10 protein-coding genes and 2 tRNA genes are annotated in these 12,688 nt (G+C 62.9%); 7 read left to right on the top strand and 5 right to left on the bottom strand.

From position 1 onward, the window contains the following. Window positions 1-57: 57 nt before the first annotated feature. Together rpoD and rlmKL are read left to right on the top strand one after the other, a co-directional pair. Complete coding sequence (gene rpoD, locus DW178_RS05395; protein WP_042433802.1) at window positions 58-1,311, top strand: RNA polymerase sigma factor RpoD; 1,254 nt, start codon at window positions 58-60, stop codon at window positions 1,309-1,311. Between the two features lie 84 nt (window positions 1,312-1,395). Beyond that, window positions 1,396-3,729, top strand: coding sequence for a bifunctional 23S rRNA (guanine(2069)-N(7))-methyltransferase RlmK/23S rRNA (guanine(2445)-N(2))-methyltransferase RlmL (gene rlmKL, locus DW178_RS05390; protein WP_118350059.1), 2,334 nt, complete (start codon window positions 1,396-1,398; stop codon window positions 3,727-3,729). Window positions 3,730-4,009: 280 nt separating this feature from the next. Here the strand turns inward: rlmKL and DW178_RS05385 are convergent, their stop codons facing one another. Further along, the gene (locus tag DW178_RS05385) at window positions 4,010-4,666 is read right to left on the bottom strand and encodes a YczE/YyaS/YitT family protein (RefSeq protein ID WP_118350058.1); all 657 of its coding nucleotides are present in this window, start codon (window positions 4,664-4,666) and stop codon (window positions 4,010-4,012) included. A gap of 191 nt (window positions 4,667-4,857) precedes the next feature. Here DW178_RS05385 and DW178_RS05380 point away from each other — a divergent pair. Further along, window positions 4,858-4,932: transfer RNA gene (locus DW178_RS05380), tRNA-Val, on the top strand. Window positions 4,933-5,112: 180 nt separating this feature from the next. After that, window positions 5,113-5,187 (top strand) — tRNA-Ile (locus DW178_RS05375). 261 nt (window positions 5,188-5,448) lie between these two features. Here DW178_RS05375 and DW178_RS05370 read toward each other — a convergent pair. Continuing rightward, window positions 5,449-6,087, bottom strand: coding sequence for a lactate utilization protein (locus tag DW178_RS05370; protein ID WP_118350057.1), 639 nt, complete (start codon window positions 6,085-6,087; stop codon window positions 5,449-5,451). A gap of 168 nt (window positions 6,088-6,255) precedes the next feature. On the opposite strand from DW178_RS05370, the gene trpS reads away from it, so the two are divergent. Next, window positions 6,256-7,299 (top strand): tryptophan--tRNA ligase, encoded by a 1,044-nt coding sequence (gene trpS, locus DW178_RS05365; RefSeq protein WP_118350056.1) that lies wholly within the window; start codon window positions 6,256-6,258, stop codon window positions 7,297-7,299. Between the two features lie 254 nt (window positions 7,300-7,553). On the opposite strand, the gene DW178_RS05360 is transcribed toward trpS, so the two are convergent. The 3 genes from DW178_RS05360 to DW178_RS05350 form a co-directional block, all read right to left on the bottom strand. Further along, window positions 7,554-8,153, bottom strand: a complete 600-nt coding sequence (locus tag DW178_RS05360; RefSeq protein ID WP_118350055.1) for a sugar transferase — start codon at window positions 8,151-8,153, stop codon at window positions 7,554-7,556. Next, window positions 8,153-9,436, bottom strand: coding sequence for a DegT/DnrJ/EryC1/StrS family aminotransferase (locus tag DW178_RS05355; RefSeq protein ID WP_118350054.1), 1,284 nt, complete (start codon window positions 9,434-9,436; stop codon window positions 8,153-8,155). Before DW178_RS05355 ends, DW178_RS05360 begins: the two co-directional genes overlap by 1 nt. Window positions 9,437-9,530: 94 nt before the next feature. After that, window positions 9,531-10,844 carry a glycosyltransferase family 4 protein gene (locus DW178_RS05350; protein WP_286168526.1) on the bottom strand — a complete coding sequence of 438 codons (1,314 nt, stop codon included), beginning with the start codon at window positions 10,842-10,844 and terminating at the stop codon, window positions 9,531-9,533. A 216-nt stretch (window positions 10,845-11,060) separates the two neighbouring features. Between DW178_RS05350 and DW178_RS05345 the strand changes: the two genes are divergently transcribed. Then, on the top strand, window positions 11,061-11,843 hold the full coding sequence (locus tag DW178_RS05345; RefSeq protein ID WP_118350053.1) for a methionine ABC transporter ATP-binding protein: 783 nt from the start codon (window positions 11,061-11,063) through the stop codon (window positions 11,841-11,843). Next, window positions 11,844-12,527, top strand: a complete 684-nt coding sequence (locus tag DW178_RS05340) for a methionine ABC transporter permease (RefSeq protein ID WP_042433827.1) — start codon at window positions 11,844-11,846, stop codon at window positions 12,525-12,527. Window positions 12,528-12,688: the final 161 nt, after the last annotated feature.

Here is a 12,688-nt window from a genome sequence, read left to right as displayed (position 1 = left end):
CGCCCATTTGCGGAATGGCAATAGGCGCGTTTTTTATCCTGTCGAAAGGAAGAACACGTGGCTCAAGCTTCGAAGAACCAGGCAACCGCTTCCAAGACCGCGAAATCCGCGAAGCCGGCCGCTGCCCCCGCGGTGGTCGAAGAGGTGCTTGAGGACGAGGACGTGCTCGACGTCGACGACGTCGAGCCCGATATGAGCAGCACCGAGGCGGCATCCGACGAGAAGCCGGAGTCCAACATCAACGAGGACGGCGAGGAGCAGGACCTGCTCGAGGGCATCCCCGAGGAGGAGCTCAAGGCCGCTTCCGATGTGTCGCTGCCCAAGGTGCGCACGAAGAAAACCCGTAGCTCGGTGCGCAAGCGCAACGAGGCCGCCAACGTCACCATGCTCACCGGCGACCCGGTGCGCATGTACCTGAAGGAAATCGGCAAGGTCCCGCTGCTCAGCGCCGCCGAGGAGATCGACCTGGCCATGAAGATCGAAGCAGGCGTCGCCGCCGCGGCCGAGCTTGATAAGGCCGAGGAGGAGGGCCGCGAACTCGAGCGTCGAGAGAAGCGCCGTCTGGGCCGTGTGGAGCAGGTGGGCATCGATGCCAAGCAGCAGCTCATCGAGGCGAACCTGCGTCTGGTCGTGTCCATCGCCAAGCGCTATGTCGGCCGCGGCATGCTGTTCCTGGACCTTATCCAGGAAGGCAACCTCGGCTTGATCCGCGCCGTCGAGAAGTTCGACTACACGAAGGGCTTCAAGTTCTCCACGTACGCCACGTGGTGGATCCGCCAGGCCATCACCCGCGCCATCGCCGACCAGGCGCGTACCATCCGCATCCCGGTTCACATGGTGGAAACCATCAACAAGCTCGTGCGCATCCAGCGCCAGCTTCTGCAAGAGCTCGGTCGCGAGCCAACGCCCGAGGAGATCGGCAAGGAGATGGGCCTTCCCGCCGAGCGTGTGCGCGAGATCCAGAAGATCAGCCAGGAGCCCGTTTCTCTGGAAACGCCCATCGGCGAGGAAGAGGATTCCCAGCTCGGCGACTTCATCGAGGACGACGCCGCCGTGGTGCCGCCCGATGCTGCCAGCTTCAGCATGCTCCAAGAGCAGCTGTCCAAGGTGCTCGACGGCCTTGCCGAGCGCGAACGCAAGGTCATCAGCCTGCGCTTCGGCCTGGAGGACGGCCATCCTCGCACGCTCGAGGAGGTCGGTCGCGAGTTCGGCGTCACGCGCGAACGTATCCGCCAGATCGAGAGCAAGACGCTTGCAAAGCTGCGTCATCCTTCCCGCTCCAGCAAGCTGAAGGATTACCTGGAAGATTAACGGAAACGCGGGTCGTAAGGCCCGCGTTTCTTTTCGGGTGGCAAACGCCCCTAGCTAGACCCATCGCCCACGAAAGGCATCCAGATGACTTCTCCCGCATACGATGAATACGAGTTCTTCGCCAGCTGCCTGGCCGGGTTCGAGCAATATCTTGCCGACGAGCTCAAGCGCCTGCGCGGCCGTCGCATCCGCCCGCTGCACGGCGGCGTGGCGTTCTTCGGCACGGCGGCTGTGGCCCAGCGCGTGTGCCTGTGGTCTCGTCTGGCCTCGCGCGTCACGCTGGTGGTCAAGCGCGTGAACGCCGGCGATGCCAGCTTGCTGTACGAGGGCATCCGCCGCATCCCCTGGCATGAGGTCATCGCGTCCGGCGCCAGCATCGCCGTTCGCGCGCACGGCATGAACGAAGAGCTTCGCAACACGCATTTCACCGAGCTGAAGGTCAAGGACGGCATCTGCGATGCGCTCAGGGAGCGCACGGGATCGCGCCCCGATGTGGATAGCGCCAACGCCGACGCCAACATCGATGTGCGCATCCGCGACAGCCGTGCCACCGTTTCGCTGGACCTTTCCGGCGAATCGCTGTATGCGCGCCCGTATCTGGAGCCCGATGCGGGTCAGGATGCCCCGCTCGAGTGCGCCTTGTCCGCGGGCGTGCTGGCCATGTGCGAGTGGGGCGGCATGCGCAACGCCGCTGCGTTGGTCGACCCGGCGTGCGGCGACGGTTCTCTGGTGGTGGAGGCTGCCGCGGCGGCGTGCGATATGGCTCCGGGCCTGGCGCGCAGCCGCTGGGGTTTCATGGGCTGGGCCGCGTTCGACGAACCTGCTTGGGAACGCCTGCTCGACGAGGCCGATGAGCGCTTCGAGGAAGGCCTGGAGGCCGTCGGCGGCGCCGGTGCGGCGAACGCCTCAGCAACCGACCGCCCCGATCTTGAGCGCGTGCGCATCGTGGGCGCCACCAACTCAAGCCCCGCCATCGCCCGTGCTCGTAACCGCGCCAAGCGCGCCGGCTTGCGCCAGGTCGTCAGCATCGAGCTGGGCGATGCCCATACCGTGGTCGATATGGCCAAACGCGCGTGCGATGTGGCTGAGCGGCTGCAGAGCAGGCGTGCGGCCGACACCGGCCAGGATAAGCTGTGTCCGTGCCTGGTGGCATCCAACATGCCGGCAGGCGACCGCATTCAGTCCGAGGCCCGCGCTCAGGCCGAAGCAGCGGCGTTCGTGAAGGCGGCGGCAGCGGTTCCGGCGGGCAGCTTGTATGCGGTCGCCGGCGGCCAGGGCGTGCAGGGACGCTTCGGCGTTGATGCCGCCGACATCCTGCGTTTCGGCCGCGGACGCGTGGAAACCCAGGTGCTGCTGTTCATGCGGCCCCCGGCGCAGCTTGCCCAGGCCGTGGTGCCGGACGCCAACGGCGGCGCGGAGCATAAGGTAGAGGTGTTCGAGGAATCCTCGCAGCAGTTCGCCGACCGTCTGCGCAAGGTTGCCAAGGAGCGTCGGAAGTGGGCGCGCCGTGAAGGCGTGACGTGCTATCGCGTCTACGATGCCGACCTGCCGGATTATTCCGCCGCCATCGACGTGTACACTGGTGCGGGCCAGGCCGCGGGCAATACGTACCTGCATATCGCAGAATATGCGCCGCCGCGCTCCATCGACCCCGATAAGGCGCGCCGTCGCTTCGATGATATCCTCACGTTGGCCCCGGTTGTCTTAGGCGTTCGCCCCGACCATGTGTTCTCGAAGGTTCGCTGCCATGAAAAGGGCGGCGGGCAGTACCGTGGTGCGGGAAAGCGCAACTACGTCACGCATGTCGACGAGGCTGGGTGCCTGCTTGAGGTGGATCTTGCCGGCTATCTGGACACGGGTCTGTTCCTCGATCATCGCGACACGCGCGCTATGGTGCGCAAGATGGCCGCGGGCAAGCGCTTCCTCAACCTGTTCGCTTACACGGGCTCGGCAACGGTCCAGGCCGCGGCGGGCGGGGCGGTGGAAACCGTCACGGTCGACCTGTCGCAAACCTACCTTGATTGGGCCGAGCGTAACATGGAGCAAAACGGTTTCACCGGGCGTGCGCACAGCTTCGAGCGCGGCGATGTGATGAACTGGATCACCGATTGCCGCCGCAGCCCGCGCCGCTTCGATTTGATCTTTGTGGACCCGCCAACGTTCAGCAACTCGAAATCCATGGGCAAGCGCACCTGGGACGTGCAGCGCGATCACGTCGAGCTGCTGGTGGGCGTCTCCCGCTTGCTGACCAAGGAGGGCACGGCGGTGTTCAGCTGCAATCTGCGCTCGTTCAAGCCCGATATGGAGCAGCTGGGCAAGTACGGGGTTGCGCTCGAGGACATCACGGCGCAAACCATCCCGCACGATTTCGAGCGCAATCCGCGCATCCATAAGTGCTATCTGGTGAAGCGCGCGTAAAGCGGACGGTGCCTAACTCGTTCAACTAACCCTATATAAGGCAGGAGCCTGAAAGCTGCATCGCTTTCAGGCTCCTGCCGTTTTGTCGCTATGTGCAAGAGCGGCGAATGCGCCATCTTGCGTAACGCAATGCAGGCTCCTAGCATCGGCCATGCTTAGTATCTTGCAGCAAGCGTAGCACCTTGCGCAATGCGCTTTCAGACCCTCCCGCTACACCATGCATATCTTTGCTGGTGCGACCGCTTTGCTCGTGTGACGTGCTTCTGGCCGTTGACTCCTGTTACGCTTTCCCGCCTGCTTTCAGAGGAGGACACGCACCGCCCATCTTGCGAACGAAGAAGTTCACGACGAACCCGGTGAGAACCGCGGCCGCTACGGTGCCCTCGCGGACGCCAATCACGCGTCCCATGGTGACAAGCGAAACCGCGCAGGCGATGATGACGCAGCTGATATCGAACCCGACCTTGGTGTGGCCGAAATTCCACCCGGTTTTCGAGGTGATGGCTGCTACCAAGGCCTCCCCGCAGTTCATAGCAACGTTTGCCACGACCGTGCACGAGACGCCCGCTGCGAGCGTGAGAATGCCGAAGGCGAGCATGCCCAGTGATTCGGCGTAGTTGGAGGGCGTGAACCAGGAAAGCAGGCTTGCGAACGCATCGATGCTCAAGCTGAACAGCACGCTGATGGGGATCTGCAACAATGCCAGGGGCTGGAACCGCCGGCGCAGGATGATCACCTGCCCAAATAGCAGCAAGATGTTCCAGAAGAACATGAACACGCCGTACGATACGCTGGGGAAGGCCACGCTGAGCACGTATCCCGTCGATGAGATCGGGGTGTTGCCCGTAGCCGATTTCGTGACGATGACGATGCCCGCGGCCATGACGACGATCCCGATGGCGAGCAGGCACCAGCGTAGTGCTAGGCGTTGCTTCATAGTTCTTCTTTCTGTTGGAGGGGGTCGGGTAAAACGCCATACCAAGAATGGTCGAGTGAAACCCTATTTCGATTGTAGGTATACCGGAGAATTCCTGCAACCAAACTTTTTCAAAAAAGTTAAAATCAGGGGTTGCGTGGTAGGGTCCTTTCGCGTAGTATATATCGAGCGCGCTACGAAGTACGCAACACGGTCGCTTGGCTCAGCGGGAGAGCATCGCCTTCACACGGCGGGGGTCACAGGTTCAAATCCTGTAGCGACCACCACGAATGACAAGGCCGGAATCAAGTGGTTCCGGCCTTTTTCTTTCAAGCGGGTGCAGCAGGCAGCTTGCGGGAGATGCCGCATGCTTCAAATGCGTCGAAGCCGGGTTTTTGCCGAGCTTCGCACATACTTCGAAAGCGGTAGGGGGTGCTTCGCAAAAACGAGCACCGTCGTGATAATGCGGGCCTGTAGCTCAACGGTGGAGCAGGGGACTCATAATCCTTTGGTTCTCGGTTCGAATCCGGGCGGGCCCACCAAAACATTCAAGGCCAATGGCTTGTCCCGTTGGCCTTTTCTTTTGCATCTTTCTAGTATTAGGAAGCGTCGCGGTCCGTTGGCGGCGGGTTGTGCTCGCCCCATGGGATAGCTGGCCATGCATTCCTCATCTTGTCGCCTGGTCATCGCCGAAATCCGGCAATACGGGCAATCATGGGGGCTATGAAAATGCCGCCTGGATATCTGGCGGCATTTTCATAGCTACGCTTATGCGCAGTGAGCTTCGCTTAACCGACTAACATTTAGAACCCAAGGTCCTCGGCGATCAAGATCACCTTGATGCGGCCGGCTTGGCGGCTGTGGCGCGTTACCACCACGTTGCAGCACATACATCCGGCCTCGTGGCAGTTGCCGCAAACGCCGGTGCGCTCGCAGGGTGTGTCCGTGTGCAGGCGCGCTGCGTTCGGCGGGCATGCCATGGTGTGTATGCGCTTGATGCCGGCGTCCACGTCCTCCACCACCTTGTTCATGCCTACGAGCACGTATACTTCGCGCGGGCCATGCAACAGGCAGGCAAGGCGATTGGAGTTGCCGTCGATGTTGACCAGCTCGCCTTTGCGCGTGATGGCGTTGGCGCTCATGAAGAAGCAGTCGCTGGCGAAGTGCTGCAGCAAGATCTCGCGCGCTTCCTCGGGCGTGGTCGCCTTCGCGCGGTCGATCATGCGGTAGTCGCTGGCTTCCAGCATGGACTTCACGCCCGTTTCCTTGAACGTCTCCGTGCCGCCCCAGGCGATGGAGGCGCCAGCGGGCACTAGCTTGCGCACCAGCTCCACAGCATCGGCAGAGGTTTCGCAGAAATAGCCTTCCATGTTGCGGCGCTCAAGCTGTTTGATGATGGTTTGCGCCGTTTGCGCGAATGCAAGGGTGCGGGGGTTTTCCATGGTGCGCTCCTTCTCTCGTCTGGCGGATGGTTCCCATTGTGCCATGTTTTCCGCGGTGCGATGCCTGCGGTTGGGAAACGGCCGCAGATGGTGCGCGCTCACATCGGGCATAAGCGCTATACTGGAACAACTACTGAATTCCCGCCTAACTATGAATGTGAGGGCATAATGGGCGATAGCTTCGAAGCCAGCAAGAAACGTAGCGATGAGATTCGCGCCGACCTTTCCGTGAACCCGGGCAAATACTGCATGCTCACGGGCGACCGCCCCACGGGCAGGCTGCATCTGGGCCATTACTTCGGCACCATCCGTGAGCGCGTGGCGTTGCAGAACCTTGGCGTCACCTCCCGCATTGTCATCGCAGACTACCAGGTCATCACTGACCGTGACACCACGGCAAACATCCAGGACAACGTGTACAACATGGTCATCGACTATCTGGCCTGCGGCATCGACCCGGAGAAGGCCATCATTTTCACCCACTCGCAGGTGCCGGCGCTCAACCAGCTCATGCTGCCGTTCCTTTCCCTGTGCACCGAGGCCGAGCTTGAGCGCAACCCCACGGTGAAGTCCGAGCAGGAGGCCTCCGGCCACGCGCTCACCGGCCTTTTGCTCACCTATCCCGTGCACCAGGCCTGCGACATCCTGTTCTGCAAGGGCAATATCGTGCCCGTCGGCAAAGACCAGCTGCCGCACATCGAGCAAACCCGCCAGATCGCCCGTCGCTTCAACGAGCGCTATGGTCACGTGTTCCCCGAGCCCGAGGGCCTGCTCACCGACGCCGTGCTCATCCCCGGCCTGGACGGTCGCAAGATGTCGAAGAGCTACGGCAACGCCATCAGCCTGTCGGCCACGGCCGAGGAGACGGCGAAGCTTATCAAGAAGTCCCAGACCGACTCCGAGCGCTTCATCACCTTCGATCCCGACAATCGCCCCGGCGTGTCGGCGCTTATCACCACGGCGTCGCTGTGCACCGGCCGCGGCGAGCAGGAGATCGCTGAAGAGATCGGCAACGGCGGTTCGGGTCAGCTGAAGAAGTACGTCACCGAAAGCGTGAACGATTTCCTGGCTCCTATCCGCGAACGCCGTGTGGAGCTTATGGGCGACATGGACTACGTGAAGGACATCCTGCGCGAGGGCAATCACCGCGCCAACGAGATTGCGAACCAAACCTTGGAAGAAGTACGCGAAGCCATGGGCATGGTGTACTAGGGAAACGAAAAGCCGCCCTCGGGCGGCTTTTTCATGTGCAGGCGCGTTATCGGCGCCTATGTGAATCGAGCCGGGCAATATGCCTGGCTCGATCGTCTTGCATCATATGCGCTGTTCGGTTGTTTGCGAAGCGCATACGGTGAAGCGACGATAAGCGCTGCGAATCGATTCCTTCGCAGCGGCGATGGCATTCTGCGGCGCTCGCCTCGCAGTTTAGCGGGCGCGTCATGCGTATCGCTCATGCAACGAGTGCGTTACGACTCGTCCTCCTCCACGTAGATGCCCTCCTGCCCGAGCACCGTGGCGAACGTGCGGAAGAACACCTTCACGTCCAGCAGGAAGCTTACGTGCTTGACGTAATACACGTCAAGCGAAAGGCGCTGCTTCCAGGGCAGGGAGTTGCGGCCGTACACGGCGGCGTAACCGGTGATGCCCGGCTTCACCGACAGCTTCAGGCCTTCTTCGCCTTCGTAAAGCTCGGTCTCGCGGCGCAGGTCGGGGCGGGGGCCGACAACCGACATATCGCCGAGCAGCACATTGAAGAACTGGGGCATTTCATCCAAGCTGGTTTTTCGCATGAACGCGCCGATCTTGGTCATGCGGGGGTCGTCGGCGCCGTTGTAGGTGCTGCCGTCCTCCATGATCAGGTCGGGGGCGTTCACGCGCATGCTGCGCAGCTTGTACATCTTGAAATCCACGCCGTCCTTGCCCACGCGCGGCGCGTTGTAGAACACCGGGCCGCCGTCTTCCAGTTTGATAAGGGGCGCCAGCACCGCGATGACGAGCAGCACGAACGGCAGCGCGATGAGCCCGATGACGATGTCCCAGATTCGTTTTCCGAAGCGTACGTACATCAGCGCGCACCCTCCGCCTTCGCCTGCGAGATGGCCTGGTGCAGGCAACGGCATACCTCGTCGATGTCCGCATCGGTGAGCTTGGTGTGCAGCGGCAGGGTGATCTCGTTCTCGAATTGGGCCAGGGCATTGGGGAAGTCGGCGATGTCGAACCCGAGGTTGCGATAGGCCGTGAGCAGCGGCAGGGGCTTGTAATGCACGTTGGTGGCAACGCCGTCCTCGGCCATCAGCTCGATAGCGCGGTCGCGCAGCTGCCGCCCGCAACCGTTCAGGCGCACGAGCATCAAATGGCCGCTCGAAGACTCCTGGTATACGTCGGCGCGCGCAGCGGCATCATCGGCGTTGCAGGCGTCGGAGCCGTCGGCTGCGCGATAGTGCTGCAGGATTGACACGTCAAGGTCGGCCAGGTTGCGCGTGTATCGCGCGACCATCTGACGGCGTCGTGCGAGCATGCCCGGGTAACGGCGTAGCTGCGCCAGGCCCAAACCCGCCTGCAAGTCGGTCATGTTGCACTTCCAGCCAGGGAAGGCCACATCATATTCCCAGGCGCCGGCCTTGGTCTTGGCGAGCGCGTCTTTGGACTGGCCGTGCAGCGACATGAGCATGAAGTCGCGATACAGCTCATCGGGATCGAACAGGCCCTCGCGCCAGGTGACGGCGCCGCCTTCGGCCGTGGTGAAGTTCTTCACCGCGTGGAAGCTGAACGTGGTGAGGTCGGCAACCTGGCCTGCGTGCTTGCCATGGCGCACGCTGCCGAGCGCATGCGCCCCGTCGGTGACCACGGCGATGCGGCCGATGGCCTGCTGACGGGCGTTTGCGGGCGTGAAAGCGCCGCCGAAGGCGTCGATGGCGTCGAACAGCGCATCGTAATCGCACATGACTCCGCCTAAGTCGACGGGGATGATTGCCTTCGTGCGCGGGGTGATGAGCCTCTCCAGCTGGGCGTAATCCATTTCGTAGCTGTCGGGCGCCACATCGCACAGCACGGGCGTCGCGCCCACGTGGCAGATGGGCGAGCAGCTGGCGGTGTAGGTGTAGGCGCTCGTGATCACCTCATCGCCCGGGCCGATGCCGAGCGCGCGCAGGGCGCACTCGAGCGCGGCCGTGGCCGATCCCAGGCAGGCTACGCGCGGCGTGTCCAAAAAGGCGGCCAGCTCGCGCTCGAGCTGCTTGGTCTTCGGGCCCGTGGTGATCCATCCGCTTCTCAGCGCGTCGGCGACCTCGGCGATTTCCGCCTCGGTGATATCGGGCGGGGAAAACGGTATGCGGATCTGTTCGGACATGGTATCTCCTTAGCTATCCGGCTTAAGCGTCTGGTGCATGAACGCATGCTGACGCAAGGCGGTTTTCATTCGATGATGACGCAAACCGCGACGCTTATATCAGATTGCGTAGCAAATTCACGATGGCAAGGTATGAGGTTCGCTGGTCGAACTCCCGCTCGGCCACGGCGCGCCCGCGTGCTCCCATGATCTTGCGCAGCGATGGGTTGCGTGCCAGCTCCTCGAGCACATCTGCGAGCGCCTCGGGGTTTTCGGCCACTACGTTCAGCCCGAAGCCGTCGGTGGTCACCTTGTTGCGGAATTCCGGCGAAGAGCCGGTGTTGATCATGGGCTTGCCGGAGGCAAGGTAGTCGCCGATCTTCGTGACGATGCTCTGGACCGCGCTTTTCACCAGGGAGTTCACGGTTATGTCACTTGCGCGAAGCCAGGCGGCCATGCTGCCGTGGTCCTGATAGCCCAAAAACTCCACGGGGGCGTTTTCCTGTCGGGCAAGCTCTTCCAGGCGTTGCCGGTCGGGGCCGTCCCCTAAGATCTTCACCTTCACGGGAGGGAAGGGGCGATGTTGCTTGGCCGTTCCCGCGGCGGCGGTGCGGGCGGTATGGGCTGCGCGGCGCTTCTCGAGCAATGCCGCCGCTTTGATAAGGGTTGCCAGATCATAGCTGGCGCCGAGCGTGCCGGCGTAGACGGCCCACAGCTCGCCCTCGGGCTTCACCACGTCGGCCATGTGCTCGCGAGCGCCCTCGTCGAACGCCGCAAGGTCGTTGCCCACGTACACCGTGGCATGGGGGTAGGGCGTCGTGCGGTCCTTCGCCGGGCGCGCCGTGTACTCATCCGAGGTTCCCACGGTGCCGGAGAGCAGCTGGTAGACGCGTTTCGCATCGCGGGCGAACGGGTAGAATGCCACGTCGCTGAGCACGGGGATGTTCACCACCATGCGCATGGCCTCGGGCCACAGGTCGTTGATATCGGCTATATAAGGGATGTTGTGCTCGGAAGCGTATTCCGCGCACACGCGCGCCACGTCGTTGGGCGGGATCTCGGAGTAGATGAGCGAGTAGCGGCCCGCGGTGCGCTCGAAGCGCTCGCGCAGGTTCTTCGCCGCCACGCGGTGGCTGTGGATGCGCTGCAGGTCCAAGTTGCGCGTGTAGCCCGGCTCGTCGATGAACACCACGTTGTAGGGAAGGCCCTGGTAGCAGGTCTTCGAGGTGTTGCGCTGGGCCTTTTCCCAGTGCTGGAACGACGAGGTGATCAGGTCCACATCGAAGCCCTGCTCGACGAGCATTTCGGACAGGACGCGGAAGCGCGTGTAGCCGCGCGTCTCGTCGCCGAGCTTGACGCCCATGGTGACCACGGCGATGCGGGGGCGCGGGCGCGTCTGGGCGCGCTGTGTGTAGGTTTGCGTATTCATGCAAGCAAGTATACCAAGCCCGCGCCACGTCGTGCTCGGCGAACAGCGAACCCCCACGAGCTCCGTAGGATTCGCGCGCTGATGGGCGCCTTCCCTCAAACGCCGTCCTTGTGCGCGGCTTGAGCTTAGCCTATTATTAGAAGTTGCGCATTCGCGCGCGCAAATAGGGCTCTTGGCGCCCGTTGCGTCGTATCCAACCAAGTGATCGGGAAACGTATGATCCAATTGCAGCACGTGTGCAAGACGTATGGCGAAGGCGACAACGCCCATCATGCGCTGCGCAACGTGAACCTTACCATCAACGATGGCGACGTGTTCGGCATCATCGGCGCCTCGGGCGCCGGCAAATCCACGCTCGTCCGCTGCCTGAACCTGCTCGAGCGACCCACCGAGGGCGCCATCCTCTACGACGGCCGCGATATCACGGGCCTGTCTGGCCGCGCGCTGCTCGAGCTGCGCAGCCAGGTGGGCATGATCTTCCAGAACTTCAGCCTGTTCCAGCAGCGCACCGTATTGCGCAACGTCACCTTCCCGCTCGAGCTTCGCGGCGAGAAGGGCGAGACGGCCCGCAAGCGTGCCATGGAGCTGCTCGAGCTGGTGGGCCTGGCCGACCTTGCCGAGCGCTATCCCAGCCAGCTCTCCGGCGGTCAGCAGCAGCGCGTGGCCATCGCCCGCGCGCTGGCCAACAACCCCAAGGTCATGCTCTGCGACGAGGCCACCAGCGCCCTTGACACGCGCACCACCGCCTCTATCCTGCAGCTTCTGCAGGACATCAACCGCGAGTTGGGCGTCACGCTGGTGGTCATCACCCACTCGCTGCCCGTGGCCTGCAAGATCTGCAACCGCGTGGCCGTTATCGACCATGGCCGCATTGTGGAGGAGGGCGCTACGGCAGCCGTGTTCGGCAATCCGCAAAGCCCTGTCACGCGCGAGCTTTTGGCCAACGACGACATGCTCGCGGCTATCGAGCGCGATGCGGAGAAGGGCCAGGAGGGCTAAATGGATTACATCAGCAACTTCATCTCGCAGTATGGCGCCCTGTTCGCCCAGGGCACGGTGGACACGCTCGTCATGACCCTTGCGTCCACGCTGTTCGCCTACCTTATCGGCGTGCCGCTCGGCGTGCTCCTGGTCATCACGGCCAAAGACGGTCTGAAGCCCCAGCGTGCTCTTAACACGGTGCTCGGCTGGATCGTCAACATCGGCCGTTCCATCCCGTTCATCATCTTGCTCGTGGCCATCATCCCGTTCACGCGCCTGGTGGTCGGCACGTCGCTCGGCGTTCCCGGCGCCATCGTGCCGCTTACCGTGGCCGCCATCCCGTTCGTGGGCCGCATGGTCGAGCAGAGCCTAGCAGAGGTCGATGGCGGCCTGGTGGAGGCCGCGCAAAGCTTCGGCGCGAACACTTGGCAGATCGTATGCAAGGTCATGCTGCGCGAAAGCCTGCCCAGCCTGGTGCGCGGTGCCTCCATCACCGTCATCACCTTGTTCGGTTACACCGCCATGGCCGGCGCGGTGGGCGCGGGCGGTATCGGCGATATCGCCATCCGCTACGGCTACCAGCGCTATCTGGGCGATGTCATGATCGCCTCCATCGTGCTGTGCATCGTGCTCGTGCAGGTGTTCCAGTCCATCGGCGATTTGGTCGCACGACTGGTCGACAAGCGCGTCCGCAGGTCGTAGGGTTCTGCGCTCCGGTTGGTACGGTGCGCGCCTTCGCCGGGTGCGGTGCGCTAACCAAATAGGTTCAACAGCTTTCGGGCCGCCTTTCGAGGCGGCCCTTCGCGTATGCGCATGCCGTTTTCGATGGGAAGCCCCGGGTTCGATTCGCTTCCGCAATGGGT

The sequence above is a fragment of the Eggerthella sp. AM16-19 genome, assembly GCF_003474385.1.
GTDB lineage: Bacteria > Actinomycetota > Coriobacteriia > Coriobacteriales > Eggerthellaceae > Senegalimassilia.
The sequence above is the reverse complement of the archived record's forward strand: the minus strand, read 5'-3'. Positions and strand labels throughout refer to the sequence as shown.